The sequence below is a fragment of the Blautia sp. JLR.GB0024 genome, from assembly GCF_037000545.1.
Lineage (GTDB): Bacteria > Bacillota > Clostridia > Lachnospirales > Lachnospiraceae > Blautia > Blautia celeris.
In genome coordinates, this window is sequence record NZ_JBANBF010000003.1 from 361433 (window position 1) to 380284 (window position 18852).

Annotated in this window: 15 protein-coding genes; 4 read left to right on the top strand and 11 right to left on the bottom strand. The window is 47.5% G+C overall.

Translation table 11 applies throughout. The features are described 5' to 3' along the window. Positions 1-2 precede the first annotated feature (2 nt). The 11 genes from V8Q34_RS09825 to V8Q34_RS09875 all read right to left on the bottom strand — a co-directional run bounded on the left by V8Q34_RS09825 (position 3) and on the right by V8Q34_RS09875 (position 13821). A complete protein-coding gene (locus tag V8Q34_RS09825) occupies positions 3-905 on the bottom strand; it encodes a carbohydrate ABC transporter permease (RefSeq protein WP_052099650.1) in 903 nt (300 codons plus the stop codon). A gap of 108 nt (positions 906-1013) precedes the next feature. Next, positions 1014-2339, bottom strand: a complete 1326-nt coding sequence (locus V8Q34_RS09830; RefSeq protein WP_335835341.1) for an ABC transporter substrate-binding protein — start codon at positions 2337-2339, stop codon at positions 1014-1016. A gap of 182 nt (positions 2340-2521) precedes the next feature. Continuing rightward, entirely contained in the window at positions 2522-4084 is a 1563-nt protein-coding gene (locus V8Q34_RS09835) for a response regulator (RefSeq protein ID WP_033142978.1), read from the bottom strand. A 2-nt stretch (positions 4085-4086) separates the two neighbouring features. Next, positions 4087-5901: a cache domain-containing sensor histidine kinase gene (locus tag V8Q34_RS09840; RefSeq protein WP_244806169.1), complete on the bottom strand. Its 1815-nt coding sequence runs from the start codon at positions 5899-5901 to the stop codon at positions 4087-4089. Then, positions 5889-7040 (bottom strand): anaerobic sulfatase maturase, encoded by a 1152-nt coding sequence (locus V8Q34_RS09845; RefSeq protein ID WP_335835342.1) that lies wholly within the window; start codon positions 7038-7040, stop codon positions 5889-5891. Before V8Q34_RS09845 ends, V8Q34_RS09840 begins: the two co-directional genes overlap by 13 nt. 179 nt (positions 7041-7219) lie before the next feature. Next, positions 7220-8491 carry a diaminopimelate decarboxylase gene (locus V8Q34_RS09850; protein WP_103731564.1) on the bottom strand — a complete coding sequence of 424 codons (1272 nt, stop codon included), beginning with the start codon at positions 8489-8491 and terminating at the stop codon, positions 7220-7222. A gap of 31 nt (positions 8492-8522) precedes the next feature. Next, a complete protein-coding gene (locus V8Q34_RS09855) occupies positions 8523-9185 on the bottom strand; it encodes an HAD family hydrolase (RefSeq protein WP_335835343.1) in 663 nt (220 codons plus the stop codon). Positions 9186-9337: 152 nt separating this feature from the next. Next, positions 9338-10774 (bottom strand): pyruvate kinase, encoded by a 1437-nt coding sequence (gene pyk, locus V8Q34_RS09860; RefSeq protein ID WP_033142973.1) that lies wholly within the window; start codon positions 10772-10774, stop codon positions 9338-9340. 9 nt (positions 10775-10783) lie between these two features. Then, complete coding sequence (locus V8Q34_RS09865) at positions 10784-11629, bottom strand: hypothetical protein (RefSeq protein ID WP_033142972.1); 846 nt, start codon at positions 11627-11629, stop codon at positions 10784-10786. Between the two features lie 53 nt (positions 11630-11682). Further along, positions 11683-12624, bottom strand: coding sequence for a magnesium transporter CorA family protein (locus V8Q34_RS09870; protein ID WP_033142971.1), 942 nt, complete (start codon positions 12622-12624; stop codon positions 11683-11685). 138 nt (positions 12625-12762) lie between these two features. Further along, positions 12763-13821 (bottom strand): lactonase family protein, encoded by a 1059-nt coding sequence (locus V8Q34_RS09875; protein ID WP_033142970.1) that lies wholly within the window; start codon positions 13819-13821, stop codon positions 12763-12765. Positions 13822-14069: 248 nt separating this feature from the next. Here V8Q34_RS09875 and V8Q34_RS09880 point away from each other — a divergent pair, with 248 nt between their 5' ends. The 4 genes from V8Q34_RS09880 to V8Q34_RS09895 all read left to right on the top strand — a co-directional run bounded on the left by V8Q34_RS09880 (position 14070) and on the right by V8Q34_RS09895 (position 18792). Further along, positions 14070-15143: an ABC transporter ATP-binding protein gene (locus V8Q34_RS09880; protein WP_018596301.1), complete on the top strand. Its 1074-nt coding sequence runs from the start codon at positions 14070-14072 to the stop codon at positions 15141-15143. Further along, positions 15136-15951, top strand: a complete 816-nt coding sequence (locus tag V8Q34_RS09885; RefSeq protein ID WP_033142969.1) for an ABC transporter permease — start codon at positions 15136-15138, stop codon at positions 15949-15951. The genes V8Q34_RS09880 and V8Q34_RS09885 overlap by 8 nt, the downstream gene beginning before the upstream one ends. Next, positions 15951-17822, top strand: coding sequence for an extracellular solute-binding protein (locus V8Q34_RS09890; protein WP_033142968.1), 1872 nt, complete (start codon positions 15951-15953; stop codon positions 17820-17822). Before V8Q34_RS09885 ends, V8Q34_RS09890 begins: the two co-directional genes overlap by 1 nt. 61 nt (positions 17823-17883) lie before the next feature. Then, positions 17884-18792: an RluA family pseudouridine synthase gene (locus tag V8Q34_RS09895; protein ID WP_033142967.1), complete on the top strand. Its 909-nt coding sequence runs from the start codon at positions 17884-17886 to the stop codon at positions 18790-18792. Positions 18793-18852 lie beyond the last annotated feature (60 nt).

The following is an 18852-nucleotide window of genomic DNA, read 5'->3' on the forward strand; positions in this document are numbered from 1 at the left end:
CCTTATGATACATCCACATCCTGTCCGCGGCTTCCGAACCGGAATACCAGTACAGTGATGAGTATGGAAAACAACAGCAGCATAACCGAAAGCGCACTGGCATAGCCCATCTTGAATTCCAGAAAACCTCTGCGGTAAATCTGGTGTACAATGGTGGTTGTCTTGTTCAGCGGTCCGCCTGCAGTCATAATATTGATCTGTTCAAACACGGAAAAACTATTTACGATTCCCGTTACAAGAAGGAAAAATGTGGTTGGCCTGAGCATGGGCCAGGTAATGTAAAGAAACTTTTTCAAGCCCCCTGCACCGTCCAGACTGGCCGCTTCGTACAGGGAGTCCGGTATGGAAGTAAGACCTGACAAAAAGATGACCATACTGTATCCACAGCTCTTCCAGATGCTCATGAACACCACACAAAACATAGCCATTTTAGGGTCCTGCAGCCACTGTTTGACGGAAAAGCCAAAATATTTCAATACACTGTTCAAAAGGCCAAAGGTTGGGTCATAGATCCACAGCCACACCATGGACATGCACACCATAGACATTACATTAGGTAGATAAAAAGCTGTCCTGAATATGGGAATCAGCTTTGATTTTCTGTACAGCATCACTGCCAGCATAAGTCCCAGAAACAATTGAGGGAACAGGGTACACAAGGTATAAAGCAGTGTGTTTTTGACAGAGATCAGGAAATCTGCATCCCTGAACATCGTAAGATAATTCTTCATCCCCACAAATTCAGGAGCGGAATAAAGGTTAAAATTCGTCACACTGTAATAGATGACGATTCCAATGGGGACCAGAATAAATATGGTGAATACAAGGTAAGCAGGTAAAATCATGATATACGCGCAATTATCATTTTTCCTCACTTTTGGCACTGTATTGCTTGTTTTAGCCATGTAAATTTCTCCTTTTTATCAGTTTTTTCAATGTTATCAGATACCTACAGTCATATTTCAGGGGATGCCTCAGGAGACATCCCCTATACCGATAAAATCTTTTAGAATTTACTGATTGTTGATTTCTTCCTGTATCTTTTCTGCTGCCGTATCCATGGCATCTTTTGGTGTCTCCACATCATACATCACTTTTTCCATGGCCTCATTGATAATATTATAGACGGAATTGGCGTATGGCACTTTTGGTGAACCAGTTCCGCAGTTGATAGAATCATAGATCACCTGGTTTGTCTCAGGGTCCTGTTCAATAAATTTCTCTTTCAGAGATTCCCGGATCGGTGTGGTGCCCAGATCTTCGTACCTTGTCCACATACTCTCGGGACTGGATACATATTCAATAAATTTCCACACTTTATCCTTATGCTTGGTTTCTCCGCTCATAAACATGAAGCTCATGCCGCAGAAAGTCGCCTGCTGTGTATTTTTAAGTGGGCTTGCAAGTGCGATCTTGCCTTTCAGCGCGCCTTCATTTAATTGTTTATATGTCTGGTCAGTTACAATTCCCATGCCTGCAGTTCCCATACCGAAGGGATCCTGCTCGGAGTTAGAACAGTCAAAGGGAATCACACCGGCATCTGCAACCTCTTTCATAAATGCCACTGCCTCAACCGCCTTGTCAGAATTGCAGAGTATCTCATTATTATCCTCATCTACCAGATTCTTAACACCATTCTCCTCTATGAAAATAGACATATAATGCTGCATGGATGTTCCTGAGGTGGGCATGGCAAATCCTGTCTGTACTACAGTGCCGCTGTCGTCTTTTTTTATCAGCTTTTTATGGTCCTCCAGCATTTCCTGCCAGGTTGCAGGAGGGGTATCCGGGTCAAGGCCGGCCTCCTTAAAAAGCTCCTTGTTATATGCCAGCATTCTGGGATCCGGAAAAACAGCGATTCCATATATCTTACCGTTGACTTTTCCAAGATTCAGGGCATTCTCCATAAAATCGTCTTTTCCATCCCATTTGTCCACATACTCATCCAATGCAGCATACTGGCCAAGAGGTACTCTGGTTCCCAGAGAAGCCATGGTAAAATTAATAATGTCCGGGGCCGTGCCGGAAGCAAACCCCGTGTTCAGCTTTGTCTCGAAATCATCACCGTAAGGGCATTCCTGAAATTCTATCTCAATATTCGGATTTTCCTTTTCAAAACCGGCAATCATTTTTTCCCAGTAAGCCTTACGCTCAGGCTCTGTTCCGCTTCTTAAAAATACCAGTTTTGTCTTTTCTCCTGATGTGTTTTCGGTATCGGCTGATGTCTGTTCCTTTTTTTTCACCAGCTCTTCTGTACCCTTATTTCCGCATCCGCCCATTCCGAGTACCGCAGATGTCCCCATGATTCCTGCCAGAAGCAGTGCCACTTTTCTTTTCATATCCAAGTCCTCCTATTTTTTATTATATATCCAGTATAAGAAAAACGGGCCCGCACATCCATGTACCCTGTCTACTTGTTTTTGTACTATATTTTGCGGTTTTTATGATTTTTTTCTTCTTTTTTTTCTTGCTGCGCTGTCTGCGGAAAATATGGATTATCTTTTGATTTATTTGACTGGTTTTAGATTCCTTTCCGATATTCCATAGGTGACTTTCCATACCGCTCCTTAAAAGCTCTGCTGAAATACGCCGCGTCCGGAAAGCCTGCCATTCCGGCTATCTCCTGGATACTTTTTCTGGTGGCTCCCAGCAGTCTGCGGGACTCCTCCAGACGAACGCGGAGAAGAAAGTCGCTGAATTTTTCTCCTGTCTCTTTTTTAAAAAGTACAGAGACATAGCTTTTATTCAGATGAACCAGAGAGGACACCTGCTCCAGGGATATCTTCTGTGTATAATTCTGCTTCACATAGCCTATAATGTCCCGTACCGGGCCGGAATACTGATTCAGACTGCTCTTTATCTCACAGATTCTGCGAAGCTCTGCCATCCCTGCATACGTCCAGTTTTTCAAATCCTGAAGCGTCCTAAATCTCTCGCAGAACATCATCTCTGTCCTTCTGACTTCCTCCACCTCCGCGGCTGTCAGGGCATACGTTCTGGCCTTCCGGATACAGGAAGAAAGAATCTCAATACACAGGGCCTTCACATAGGCAGGAGGCAGCACAATTCTTCCTTCTATGTCCGCCAGAATCCCCTTCATCTTCTCCTCTGCACTTTCAAAATCATTCTTTTCCACCGCAGCCAGAATCTCTCTCATCTCCACTGCGTAATATAAATCTCCATGTCCCGAATCAGAATTTACCGTCATGGCATCATATCTCCAAATCCCCGGAAGCCTGAAAAAAGTACGGTTTTCCCTGGCCATTCTGGCCTGCCGCAGCATGTCCCTCAAATGATGGAAGCCATCCTTTTTCACACTTATTCCGATATATACCTCCGTCCCCAGATTATGCCGCAAAAGTGCCTCCAGCTTTCCGGAAAACACCTCCCGGTCCATATGAAGGCTGGGATTATAGAGGAGAAGATACTCCCCCTCTTCTATGGATGCACAGATGCCGGATATATGTTCCTCCTGCATAAAAAGCTCCGCCACCTCCAAAGCTGCATCCCCCTTTTCTTCTCCGGACAGGGATATGGACAGAAGAACTATACCTTCCTCTTTCAAAGCAATGCCCCGGTTCTCCAATCCACGGAGAACTTCTTCCCTCTGCTGCTCTGTGGTCCCGGTTTCCAGCAGTTTTTCCATGGTGATCCTCCGCCTCTCCGGTTCGGAACCACACGCCGCTTTGCTGTCCTTTGTCCTGCTTTTCTCCAGAAAACGCTTTGCTTCCTCCAGTGTAGTCTTCATCCCCTCCTTTGTGATCTCAGGCTTTAAGATAAACTCATTGGCCCCGGCTTTTATGGCCTGTCTGGCATAATGAAATTCATCGTAAGCGCTGAGGATCACCTTGTAAGGCTGGGCAATCCTTTCATTTTTCAGCCTGTCCAGAAATTCCAGACCGTCCATGACAGCCATCCGGATATCAGTAAACACAACCTCCACCTCATGTTCCCTGCAGTATTCCAATGCCTGTTTTCCGTTTACAAACTCCCCTGTCACATGGTAGTTGATATCCAGCTCTTCTATTTTTTTTCTCACCCATCTACGGGTTACTGCCTCGTCTTCCACGATTATAATCCGCATTTTCACATCTCCTTCTCTGTTCTGCATGGGATCCTGATATCAAAACGCATGCCGCCTTTGTGGGTATGCTCCGCAGAGATTCCATATTCCTCTCCGTAAATGATCTGCAGGCGTTTCTGTACATTCCGGATTCCGATTCCACTGAACTGCTCGTTAGACCGGGCTTCCTCCCTGCCGTCCAGTACTCTGCGGATATATTCCAGATCTCCGCCGCTCCCATCATCCTCCACACGAAGCAGCAGATTCTCCCCCTCCGCTTCAGCCCTGATCAGGATATGTCCGGTGTCCTCCTTCTGGCAAAAGCCGTGGGCGATGGCATTTTCCACAAGGGGCTGGACGGAAATCTTCGGTATGAGCCAGTCTTTCACTTTCCCGGACACTTCTATGTTCCACACAAAGGTATCCTGATATCTGTTTTCCATAAGAACAAGATAGTTTTTCAGGGATTCCATCTCTTCTGTCACAGGTATGCATTCCCTTTTATCGGAATAGGTCCTTCTCAGCAGTTTTGCCAGTGCCAGCAGACACTGGTCCGCCTGTTCTGCCATATCCATCTCCACCAGAAAACGTATGGAAGCAAGGGTATTATACAAAAAGTGGGGATTGATCTGAGCCTGCAGAGCCTGCATCTCCAGCCCCCGCTTCTCCTCTTCCTCCTGTTCCAGTCTTACGATCAGCTCCTCTATCCTGCCAATCATCTGGTTAAACTGCAGGCTGAGCTGTCCGAACTCATCGTTTGTCTCCACAGGTGTGCGCACAGTCAGGTCACCTCTGTATACATTTTTCATGTCAGCCTTTAATTTCTGCACCGGCCTGCTGATATACCTGGAATTGTACACAGACATGATCACAGCAAGCAGTACATAGACTGACGCCACCAAAAGAATCATGACAAAGATACGGTTGCCGGCCCACACAGCTTCTTTTTCCTCTTCATACATGACCAGTTTCCAGCCGGTGGTCTCATTTGTGACAAAGGATATCTGTGCCGGCCTGCCATTCATCTTCGCTTTAAAATAGCCGTGGTCAAATCCTGTCAATTTCTTCAGATATTCCTCGTTCTCCACACTCTGCTCTACAAGGCTTTCCTCTGTACTGCACAGTATTTTCCCTGTTTTGTCCATCAGAAACACCTGCTGGCTCTCTTTTTCCACACCGCCCCGGAAAATGTCTTCTACCTGCTTCCGTGGAATATTGACCTCCATGATTCCCAGTACTCTGCCGCTGTTCAGATTTTTAAGAAGACGGACAGCCCGCATAGCGCTGTTATCCTCTGTCTTCTGAAATTCACTGCTTACATATGCAGGAATGTATTTGATACTGCTGGTGTTCTCCCCCAGTTTTTGATACCATGGCTCCTGCTCAAGTTCTTTGAGCACAGGATAGTCAACGTACTCACTTCCATCATCCTCCACGGAGTAATTCCTTCCGCTGTCACAGAGAAGACGCAGATTATAGTCCATATTACTGTATATTGCCCTGCTCTCTTTAAAATAACTGCATATATTTTTCTTCGCCACAAGCTCCTCATAAGGGCTCCGGAATTCACGCAGGGATATGAGACGATTCAGCTCCCTGTTGCAGTAAAAATAATTAGTGTAGGATACAATGTCCTGAAACATATCCTCCATATTTCTGTCTATCTGATTTAAAATGACCAGCTTGGAACTGTTCAGGCGCTCATTGGCTCCTGTCTGCACAAGATGAAAAAGGAGCAGCATGAGGACCATACAGGGTAACACAAACAGAACCAGATTGGATAGGAGGATTTTCTGTCCAAGACGCAGATTCTGAAATTTTTTCTTTATTTTCCCCATAAGCGCACCAGCTCCTCAAGCCTCGGAAGGGCATATGCGAAAAATTCCCTGTATGCCCCGCAATAGTAGTTCTTTCCTCTTATGTACGTGCCATCCTCCTGTTTTTCCATACTGCACAGGCGGCAGCATCCATTCCGGCAGAGAGCCAGGTATGGACATATCCGGCATTCCTTTGGAAGAGTGCGGGAACGGCTGATAAATCCCAGCTCTTCTCTTTTTTGATCTATCTGCTCAAAGGAATCGTCTTTTATATTTCCCAGTTTCCATTCGTCCAGCGCATAGAAATCACAGGGATACAGACTGCCGTCCGCCTCCACCACCCACTGAAGCCCGCAGATTCCCCGCATACTGCACAGCTCCGGCTCCCGTCCTGTGAGTATGGCTGCCAGGTTTTCAAAATAGCGGTTGTAGATCACACGGCTTTTTGTGCCTTTCGCGGACGGTCCGGTCATATCCTGATACCAGCAGTCGAACAGATTTTTCAGGAATCTTCCGTATTTCTCCGGTGTCAGGGAGTAAGGGCTTGTACCCTGTGCTTCTCCTATGGGATCCAGACATTCGATATACTGCTGATAATACAGGCCCTGCTTTTTGAAAAAATTGTAAAGCTGCCGGGCATGGCCTGCTGAGTAACCGGTCACTACAGTCAGAACATTAAAGTCAATCCCATACTTTTTAAATAATGCAATGGTTTTCATCACCTGTTTATAGGTACCCTTTCCTTTTGCATCACGGCGCAGATAGTCATGGCAGGCAGCATCTCCGTCCAGTGACACGCCTGCCAGGAATTTATTTTCCTTCAAAAAAGGAAACCAGTCCTCCTGAAGATGGTATCCGTTGGTCTGGATATTATAGCTGACCGGGATATTTCTTTTGTTGGATTTTCGGACAGTCTCCGTAAAATATTTAAAATAATCAAGCCCGGCAAGTGTCGGCTCCCCGCCCTGGAAAGTAAAAATACATTGCTTTTTGGCATAGTCCATAGACTTTTCAATCAGAATGCGCGCGGTCTCTCTGTCCATCACACCAAAGGACGGCGTTTCCCTGTTCGCTGCTTCATCCGCATAGAAGCAGTAGGCGCATCTCATATTGCAGTTCCCGGATGCCGGCTTTATGAGCAAGTGAAGTGTATCTGCCATATCGTTCTCCTTATTTTTCCGCAGAATATGCGTATTTTCTCATATACATATACTTAGTATATCTTTTGAAAAAAGCAGGAACAATAGGCAATCTTTAGCATTTTTTGAAATATATTTGGATAAAAGAAAAATACCGCCCGGGGACTGTATCTTTCCCAGTCCGGGGCGGTATCTCCTGTTTACAGATTCAATTTGTTATAAACAGCAAAGCAGTCCAGTGTGGCAAAATAATCCTTAGGCGTTTCCGCGCGGCGGATGAGCGCTGTACTGCCGTCCTCCTTCAGGAGTATCTCAGCGGATTTTAATTTGCCATTGTAATTGTATCCCATGGCATAACCGTGTGCACCGGTGTCATGGATGACCAGAAGGTCTCCTTTTTCGATTTCGGGAAGCATGCGGTCAACTGCGAATTTATCGTTATTTTCGCACAGGGAACCTGCGATATCGTATTTGTGGTCACAGGGGCTGTTCTCTTTTCCCATCACAGTGATATGATGGTATGCGCCGTACATGGCAGGGCGCATGAGATCTACTGCGCAGGCGTCCACGCCAACATACTCTTTGTGGGTATGTTTCTCATGGATCGCTTTGGTGACAAGGCAGCCGTAAGGTCCCATCATATAGCGCCCCATTTCACAATAGATCGCCACATCTGACATGCCTGCCGGTACCAGCACTTCCTCATAAACCTTCTTGACACCGGCTCCGATGGCACGGATATCATTTGCCTCCATGTCCGGGGTATATGGAATTCCCACACCGCCTGACAGGTTGATAAACGTAATATCAGCCCCGGTCTCTTTTTCCAGTTTAACTGCCAGCTCAAAGAGTTCTTTAGCCAGAACCGGATAGTAGTCATTCGTCACCGTATTGCTTGCAAGAAACGCATGGATACCGAACTCCTGCGCACCTTTTTCCTTCAACACGCGGAAGGCCTCAAACATCTGCTCTGTGGTCATTCCGTACTTGGCGTCTCCGGGATTGTCCATGATGCCGTTGCCCATCTCAAACACACCGCCCGGATTATAACGGCAGCTGATGCGTTTTGGAATATATCCTATGGTCTTCTCCAGAAATTCAATATGCGTAAAATCGTCCAGGTTAATGGTAGCCCCCAGTTTCTCCGCGTACACGTAATCCTCCGCCGGGGTGTCATTGGAGGAAAACATAATGTCATCACCTCTGCAGCCCATGGCCTCGGAGAGCATCAGCTCTGTGTAGGAGGAACAGTCGCAGCCGCAGCCATATTCCCTTAAAATATCGATCAGAAACGGATTGGGATTGGCTTTCACTGCAAAATACTCCCTGAAGCCTTTGTTCCAGGAAAATGCCTCGTTCACTGCCCTGACATTATCCCGGATTCCCTTCTCATCATATAAATGAAAAGGGGTTGGATACTTTTTTATGATCTCGTCCAGTTGTTCTTTGGTGACAAATGTCTTTTTCTCCATTGAAATTTTCTCCTTTGGTAAATTTTTTATATCAGCAGGATTCTATCCACCTGGCAACAGCAAGCAGGGATTCCATTTTGCCGTCCAGCAGTTCGTCCACCGGTGAGGAATCTGTGAGCAGGTCAGGTATCATGACAGTTATCATACCCGCCCCGTACGCAGAGCGTATGCCGTTGTAGGAGTCCTCCAGTGCAAGGGCGTGGGCGGGACTGACCTTCAGCGCTTGGCACGCCTTTTTATAGATCTCAGGGGAGGGCTTTGCCTCGGAAACCATGCTCCCTGTAATCACAGCGGAAAAGTAAGCTTCTATCCCCTCCCGCTGCAGATTGTTCTTCGCATACTCATGGCTGGAGGAGGTCGCCACTGCCATAGGGATATTCTTTTTTGTCAGCACATCCAGCAGCTCATGCAGACCTTTCTTTGCAGGCAGGCCGTTCTTCTCCTCGTATTCCCAGAATGCCTTTCTGTACTCCTCCCGGAACTGTTCAAAGGGGAAATCTTCCCCGTAGGTATCCTGGAAATGGCGTTTTCTTTTATCTACGTTAAAACCAAGGGTATAAAAAATATTATCTCCCAGCTTACCGTACCCCATCCGTTCTCCCGCCACGTCCCAGGAATATTTCACGATCCTCTCACTGTCAAACATAAGGCCGTCCATATCGAAGACGACACCGTGGATATCTCTTTTCTCCATATTTCTGCTCCTTTTTGTACGGATACTATCATAACGGTTTTTTCTCTGTTTTGCAACAAAAAAAATATATCCTGTCTGTGGATGAGCCTGTTGGACAAATGAAAAAAGCTATCCCGCCGGCGGTCCATGACCACGGCGGAACAGCTTTTTATTTATTTCACTTCGATCACATGCAGCATGTTGGTCACATTCTGCTCATCCCTGCGGCTGTTGGTAGCCGGGTCGCCTGCGGTGAAGACGGCAAGCTGGCCTTTTTTTACAAGGCGTTTGCGTTTTACAGTCTCCATGGCACTTGTCAGGATATTTTCTGTGGTGTCTTTTGTGTTGCCTTTCAGCGGTCTTACGCCCCAGTAGAGCTGCATCTTATGCTGCACAAACTCGTTTGGCGTGATGGCATAGATGGGCATGGTCGGACGGAAACTGGATACCAGTCTTGCGGTCTTGCCTGACATGGTGGGGGTGATGATGCAGTCTGCATCAATGTTTCTGGCCGTGCGGACAGACGCAATACCGATGGCACTGGAAACCAGAGTCTGTTTGTACATGGTCCTGTGCTGAATGTATTTGTCATAATCCACATGCTTCTCTGTATCCTCTGCGATCTCGCCCATCATGGTCAGCGCTTCCACAGGATATTTTCCCGCTGCAGTCTCCCCGGAGAGCATGACTGCGTCGGTGCCGTCGTAGATGGCGTTTGCCACGTCCGCCACCTCTGCACGTGTGGGACGCGGGTTACGGATCATGGAATCCAGCATCTGTGTTGCTGTGATAACCGGAATATAATTTTCATTGCATTTCTTGATGATCATCTTCTGGATATAAGGAACTTCCTGTGCCGGGATCTCCACGCCCAGGTCACCTCTGGCTACCATAATGCCGTCGGCTGCCCCGATGATCTCGTCAATATTCTCAACACCTTCTGCATTCTCAATCTTGGCGATGATGGCGATCTGCTCCGCATGGTGCTCGTGAAGGATCTTGCGGATTTCCTTGATGCCCGCTGCATTCCGGATGAAAGAGGCTGCAATAAAGTCAATATCCTGCTGAATGCCGAAGATAATATCTGCCTTGTCTTTCTCTGTGATAGCCGGAAGCTTCACTCTTACATTCGGTACATTGACGCCCTTTTTCTCGCCCAGCTCACCGCCGTTTGCAACGGTGCAGACAATGTGATCTTTTTTTACGGTCTTTACATCCAGCTCGATAAGGCCGTCATCAATGAGGATCTTGTTGCCCGGTTTGACTTCTCTTGCCAGCCCGGGATAAGTGATGGAACATCCTTTTTCATTACCCACCGTCTCTTCCATATAGAGAGTAAAATCTGCGCCCTCTGTCAGAGTGACTTTCTTTCCGTCCTCCAGAACCCCGGTACGAATTTCCGGGCCTTTGGTATCCAGAAGAATAGCAACCGGTTTATCCAGCTCCTCCCTGACATTTTTCAGCAGGTTCATACGGTTTCTCTGCTCCTCGTAATCCCCGTGTGAAAAGTTGAAACGGGCCACATCCATGCCGTGTCTTACCAGGGCTTTCATTGTGGCTTTTTTGTCCGTATTCGGACCCATGGTACATACAATCTTCGTCTTGCGCATAAATTCCTCCTATTTTATATGTTCATGAGTAAAAAGATGATCCTGACAGTATTCGTAATTGCCGTTGCATTTGGAACAGAAGCGGAACTCCAGGTTATCCCCGTCCTTCTCTGTCCTGCCGCATATGGCGCATTTATGCTTTGTCACACCCGGTGCCATTTTGGGATGGACTGCCTTTTGGAACTGCTGCCGCCTGTGTACTTCTTTCGGATTGATATGGCTGTAATTCCTGGTGGCAAAAAAGAACACGATAAAGTTCAGCAGGGACGCGATGATCATCATCCTGATGGACCAGATCGGTGTCTGTATAAAATTATAGACCAGGTATGCAACATCCAGATACGCCAGCCATTTGATCTTCACCGGAATCACAAAGTACAGAAGAAGCTGCATATCCGGGTAACTGGCTGCAAAAGCCAGGAAAATGGACAGGTTGATATAATATGTGGAGATCGCTGCCATTCCGTAAAGGGAATTCATGGGTCCCTGAATAAAATAGAGCAGAAATGCACCGATGATAGTGCTTAAAATACCTCCTAAGATATAGACATTGTACCTGAAATCCCCCCATGTCTTCTCCAGTGAAGTTCCCAGGGAATAGTAAAGTGCAAGCATGATGATGGTAAAAATATTAAGCCCGGAGGGCGGAATCAAAAGCCAGCTCACAAGTCTCCATATCTGTCCGTGCAGAATGTGGCCGGGGCTCAGCATCAGATAAGCGCTGAAAGGAATTCCGGTAACTGTGCCCAGAAAAGAAAGTACATATCCGATCACATAAAGCAGGATGATGTACTTTGTCAGATTTCTGATAGCAAAACGACCGCATTTCCTTTCCATTTTGTTCAAAAAATTCATATATTCTCCTCGTTTCTGATATCAGTATTCCCCCCTCAGGGAAACTCTTCCAATTAGAAAAGGTTTTTCTTGGAGAAGATCAATGCAACCAGTAAGCTCAGAACCAGGGACAGCACAATGACGATCACGAACCCATAAGGGCTCCCCGCAAAAGGCATCCCCGATGTGTTCACATTCATACCGTATGCACTGAATATCATGGTCGGAATCGACATGACAATGGTTACGGTTGCCAGAAACTTCATGACAATATTCAGATTGTTGGAAATAACAGAGGCAAAGGCATCCATCATTCCGGAAAGAATACCGCTGTAAATATTGGCCATCTCAATGGCCTGCTTATTCTCCACAATGACGTCCTCCAAAAGGTCCGTGTCATCGGGATACTGTTTGATCCGTTCCACTTTCAAAAGCTTCTCCAGCACCACCTCATTGGAACGCAGGGATGTGGTAAAGTACACCAGGGACTTTTCCAGCTCCAGAAGCTCGATCAGCTCCTGGTTCCTGGTAGAAGCGTGAAGCTTCCCTTCCACTTCCTCGCTCTTTTTATCTATGATGCGCAGATAATGCAGGAACATACTGGCATTGTTATATAAGATCTGCAGGATAAATCTGGTCTTCATATAAGTATAAAAGTTCCGCACGCGGCCGTCCATAAATTTACCCAGCACTGAGATATCCTCCAGACACACAGTGAAGATCATTTCATTGGTCACAATGATGGACAGAGGGATAGTTCCGTACCAGTCCTTTTCGCCCCTCTCCTCAATGATGGGGGTGTCAACCAGGATGAGTGTGTAATTGTCCTCCACCTCTATACGGGAGCGCTCTTCCTCATCCAGAGGTGCACGCAGATCGTCCACCTCTATCTGGTACTTGTTGGAAATCTCAAAAATCTCTGTTGCTGTCGGATCTGTGAGAGCGATCCAGCATCCCTCGCTGGCTTCCTCCACCTGATGCATTTTTCCGTCTATCGTTTTAAAAATTCTGATCATGTTATCTCCCTTCACGCCCCATAAACGGGCGCAAAGATATCAGATGCGCCTGCCTATGGGGTTTCTACTCTTTATTTTGCTTTCTTGATTCGTATTCCCGGGACAAGGCCCACCTTCCATGATAACACTTCCTTTCTCCTATTCTTCCTCACATTTGTGGAAGATAATACTGTTTGGTGTCTCCACCTTCAAAGGTTTCCCCTTCATAACCAACAGCTTGTTTTCATAATCAATGGTAAATGTGGTGATAGAGTTGGACTCATGGTTCACCACTGCCAGATGTTTCCCGTCCGGGAATACATCCAGATCCTTTGGATACTCGCCGCTGATGGGCAGTATAAACTGTTTTTCCAGACTGCCGGTCTCCTCATCCACTTTGTACATGGACACGGTATCTTCACCTGCTGTGGAGCAGAAGAGATACTCACCGTCCGGTGACAGGCACATGCCGGATGTGGCATCGTGCGTCTCATCATCGTGGGATACCAGCGTGCTCTCTGTCTGAATCAGCTCGAAAACAGGATTCTTGCCGCTTCCGTCGTAGCGGTATACCTGCACCTCATTGCTCAGCTCAAAATTCAGGAATGCATATTTGCCGTTGGGACTGAATTTGATCAGTCTCGGTCCGGACTCCCTCACACAGCGCAGTACATCCACAAGCTCCAGCTTGCTGGTCCTGTTATTGACACGGTAGATCTTCATCTGGTCAATTCCGTTGTCCACTGCACAGAGATATTTTCCGTCCGGTGTAGGACGCACACAGCTTACATGGGGACGGAAGTTTCTCTCCGCCACGCTTCCCAGTCCTCTGTGGAATACCCCGTCCATGACGCTTCCCAGGCGTCCGTCCCTGTGGGTATGTACCACGGTAACCTTACCGTCGTGATAACCTGCCACATAGAGATATTTTCCTTCCTTGTCGGTGGACAGGTGGCAGCCTCTCATTCCGTCAATGTCTACTTTATTAATAAAGGTAAGATCTCCGTCCGGATCAATTGAAAATACGGCAACTCCTTCGTCGGCAATGGAATAGAGATATTTCCCATTTAATGATATGGCCAGGTGGGAGGAATTATTTACAGGAATGACTTTTCGCTCTGTAAGTGTCCCCTCTTCTACATTTACATCATATAAATGGATTCCGATACTGCTTCCATGGGTATACGTTCCAACATATGCAACATACTTCTCTTTCATTTATGCAATACCCTCCTGTTTTATTCTGATTCTCCCCGGTTGGCGGAATTTTCAGCCGCTATCCGTGGTCTAACGACATTCTACCACAAACTTTTTCTTTATACAATGCAATTCCCGCTAAATTCGCAACATTTATGTTGACAAGGTTTGTGTGTTTAGTATAATGAAATTCAGAGTCTTTCCACGGTCAGGCCGGTTTTACGGGACAGATTCTGCATTTATTTCATATCACGTAAAGGAGAACGCGAATGAACCATACACTGGTGGATTTAATTGACATTTCCAAAGGATTTGGCGATCAGATTGTTCTGGACAAGCTGAATCTCTCCATCCGGGAAAATGAATTTCTTACCCTTTTAGGCCCCAGCGGCTGCGGTAAGACAACCACTCTCCGTATCCTGGGCGGTTTTGAAACGCCGGATTTCGGACAGGTTATTTTTGACGGAGAGGATATTACCAATCTTCCGCCCAATAAGCGAAATCTGAACACCGTATTCCAGAAATACGCCCTGTTCTCCCACATGAATATAGAAGAAAATATTGCTTTTGGTTTAAAAATTGCCGGAAAGAGCAACGCTTATATCAAAGACAAGATCAAATACGCACTGAAACTGGTAAATCTTGAGGGCTTTGAAAACCGTCTGCCTGACTCTTTAAGCGGCGGCCAGCAGCAGCGTGTAGCCATAGCCCGCGCCATTGTAAATGAACCGCGTCTTCTGCTATTGGATGAGCCTCTGGGCGCTCTGGATCTGAAGCTTCGCCAGGACATGCAGTATGAGCTGATCCGCCTGAAAAATGAGCTGGGCATTACCTTTATCTACGTGACCCACGATCAGGAAGAAGCACTTACCATGTCAGACACCATCGTGGTCATGAACCAGGGATATATCCAGCAGATGGGGTCCCCTGAGGATATCTACAATGAGCCGCAGAACGCATTTGTAGCCGACTTTATCGGCGAGAGTAATATTATAGAAGGTACTATGCTTGAGGACAGGCTGGTGAAGATCCTGGGTGCCAAGTTCCCCTGTGTGGACGAAGGCTTTGGCCGCAACAGACCCGTTGACGTTGTCATCCGGCCCGAGGATGTGGACCTGGTGAAGCCTGAGGAGGGCACGATCCAGGGGGTTGTCTCCCATCTGATCTTCAAAGGCGTCCACTATGAAATGGAAGTCCAGGCAAACGGGTTTGAATGGCTGGTACACAGCACAGACATGTTCCCGGTAGGCCAGAAAGTCGGTATCCATGTGGACCCCTTCGACATCCAGATCATGCACAAGCCGGTATCGGAGGACGAGGAGGCCATAGGAGTGAATGAATAGAAAAAAATTACTGACCGGACCTTATTTTTTCTGGGCCGTGGCCTTTATTCTGATTCCCCTCGCCATGGTCTTATATTATGGTCTGACAGATGTGGACGGCCATCTGACTTATGAAAATCTTCTGGCCATCGGAACAGTGGAGAATTTCAAGGCCCTATGCCTCTCCCTGCTGCTCTCCATTGTCAGTACAGCCATCTGTCTGTTGTTAGCCTACCCTCTTGCCATGATTTTATCCGGCATGAAGGTAAATCAGACCAGTTTTATTGTGTTGATCTTCATCCTGCCCATGTGGATGAATTTTCTGCTGCGCACCATGGCCTGGCAGACCCTGCTGGAGAAAAACGGCGTCATCAACCAGCTTCTGGGCTTTCTGCACCTGCCCTCCATTCAGCTCATCAACACGCCCTATGCCATCATCCTGGGTATGGTGTACAACTTCCTGCCTTTCATGGTGCTGCCCCTCTACAATGTGCTGTCCAAGATTGACAAGGACGTCATCTTCGCAGCCAGAGATCTGGGGGCCACGGAACTGTATACCTTCCGGAAGATCATCTTCCCTCTCAGCCTTCCCGGCGTGGTGAGCGGTGTCATCATGGTATTTGTGCCTGCTCTCACCACATTTGTCATCTCCGATCTGTTGGGCGGAAGCAAGATCCTGCTCATCGGAAATGTCATTGAACAGAAGTTCAAACAGGGCAGCAACTGGCATGTGGGAAGCGGACTTTCTCTGGTGCTGATGGTCTTTATCCTGATCAGCATGGTGGTCACCACCAAGTATGACAAAGACGGACAAGGAGGTATGTTCTGATGAAGAAGACAGCCAGAAATATATATTTGGCGCTTATTCTGATCCTCATGTACGCGCCGATCGTGACACTTATGATCCTCTCCTTCAATGCCTCCAAATCACGCTCCAAATGGGGCGGATTTACCCTGCAGTGGTATAGCTCCCTGTTCCGGGATGATGCCATTATGAGTGCCCTTTACAACACCCTTGTCATTGCATTTTTATCGGCAATACTGGCGACTCTCATCGGAACCTGTGCTTCCATCGGCATTAATTCCATGAAGAGCAGATGGCGTACGGTATTTATGGGAGTCACCAATATTCCCATACTGAATTCTGACATTGTGACCGGTATTTCCCTCATGCTTCTGTTTATTGCATGCAGGTTTACCCTGGGCTTTTCCACCATTTTAATGGCACACATAACCTTCAATATCCCCTATGTGATCCTGAGCGTTATGCCGAAGCTGAAGCAGACCAACAAGAGCACTTATGAGGCCGCCAGAGACCTGGGCGCAGGCCCTTTCCAGGCATTTATGAAGGTAGTGTTCCCGGATATCCTTCCCGGTGTGCTGTCAGGATTTCTCATGGCTTTTACCATGTCCCTGGATGATTTTATCATCACGCATTTTACCAAGGGACCCGGGGTGGATACCCTGTCCACCAAGATATATTCCGAGGTGCGGAAGGGCATCCGGCCGGAGATGTACGCGCTCTCCACTCTGCTCTTTTTATCTGTCATGGTCATTATGATCCTGGTAAATTCAGCCCCCAAAGAGCCGGATAAAAAGCTCAGCTTAGAGCTTGAAAATGAAAAGAAGAAGCTCCCTCTGCGCCAGGTCATTCCGGCAGCACTTGTCATCCTTGTGGCAGGCGCAGGATTTCTTTTCCATCTGGGAAGCAAAGGAAGCGTGTCAGACGAAAAGCTGATCGTGTATAACTGGGGGGAATATCTGGACCCTGAGGTCATAGATATCTTCGAGGAGGAGACCGGTATAACCGTCACCTATGAGGAGTACGAGACCAATGAGATCATGTATCCGAAAATCATGTCAAAGGCCATTGCCTACGATGTGGTCTGCCCCTCTGATTATATGATCCAGCGTATGCGGGAGAACGATCTGCTGGCCAAGATCAACTGGGACAATGTGCCCAACATTAAGAACATTGACCCCACCTATATGGAACAGTCCAGGAGCTTTGACCCGGAAAACGAATACTCAGTGCCCTACTGTGTCGGCACTGTGGGCATTCTCTACAACAAGACCATGGTCAAAGAAAAGGTGGATAGCTGGGATATCCTCTGGGATGAAAAATACAGGGACAGTATCCTCATGCAGGATTCCGTCCGGGATGCCTTCGCGGTTGCCCTGAAGCGCAGGGGATATTCCCTGAACTCCGTAGTCGTGGACGAGCTGATCCAGGCCACGGATGATCTGATCGCGCAGAAACCTCTGGTCCAGGCCTATGTGGTGGACCAGGTCAGGGATAAGATGATCGGAAATGAGGCTGCGCTGGGTGTTATCTATTCCGGCGAAGCCCTCTATACCCAAAGGGAGAACCCGAATCTGGAATATGTGATTCCCAAAGAGGGGACTAACGTATGGATTGATTCCTGGGTGATCCCATCCAATGCGCAGAATAAGGAAAACGCGGAAAAATTCATCAATTTCCTCTGCCGCCCGGATATTGCGCTGATGAACTTTGAGTACATCACCTACGCAACACCAAACAAAGCTGCCAGAGATCTGATCGAGGATGACAGCATCCGAAACAGCAGAGTGCTCTTCCCCGAAGCAGAAGATCTGAAGGGAAGCGAGACCTTCCAGTTCCTGGGCGATGAAGCAGACTCATACTACAATGAACTGTGGAACAAGGTAAAATCCAAGTAACCGGGAAGGCATTGCCGTACGGCTTATGCGGAACCTTTTCTGCAGCCAAACAGGAGTTTTTATGAATCGGACATTGATCTACAAGATAGAAGAAAAGGATTCCCCCTGCACGGTGGAATCCTTTTTAAAAGCCAGGGGATATTCCCGGCAGATTATCATTCAATTGAAAAAAAACGATGACGGCATAACGGTAAACGGCAGATGGGCCTATGTCAAGACCATGCTCCGCACCGGGGATGAGCTGAAGATCTTTCTGAAGGAAACGCAGTCCTCAGAGCATATCCGGCCGGTTTTGCTGCCCTTAACGATCGTCTGGGAGGATGAGGATATTCTGGTTCTCAATAAGCCCGCCGATATGCCGGTACATCCCTCCGTCAACAACTATGACAATACCCTCGCCAATGCAGTAGCGCATTATTACCGGTCGGCCGGAGAAGAATTTATCTTTCGCTGCATCAACCGCCTGGACCGGGATACCACCGGCCTATTGATCGTGGCTAAAAATGCTCTGAGCGCCTCCTTATTGTCCTCGCAGATGAAAAAGCGGCAGATCCACAGGACTTATCTGGCACTCTGCGACGGTATCCTCCCGTCGTCTCAGGGGACCATAGACGCTCCCATTGCCAGAAAGGAAGGTTCGGCCATTGAGCGGTGTGTGGATCTTGAAAGAGGAGAACGGGCAGTCACACACTACAAAGTGCTGGAAACACGCCGCCATGTAACACTGGCCGAGCTTCATCTGGAGACAGGGCGCACCCACCAGATCCGGGTGCACATGCAGTATCTGGGCGCCCCGCTGCTTGGGGATTATCTCTATCATCCGGATTTCACCTGCATATCCAGGGTTGCCCTGCACTCCTCTGCGCTTGCGTTTACCCATCCCATTACCCGGGAACCCATGCAGTTTCGTGTACCGCTGCCCAAGGACATGGCAGAGGCATTTTATCAAGCCGGATATGGCAGCATCTGAAAAACCGTTCCCGACATGTAACTTTCTGTTTCATTCTCTTCCAGAAGTGCTATAATGAGA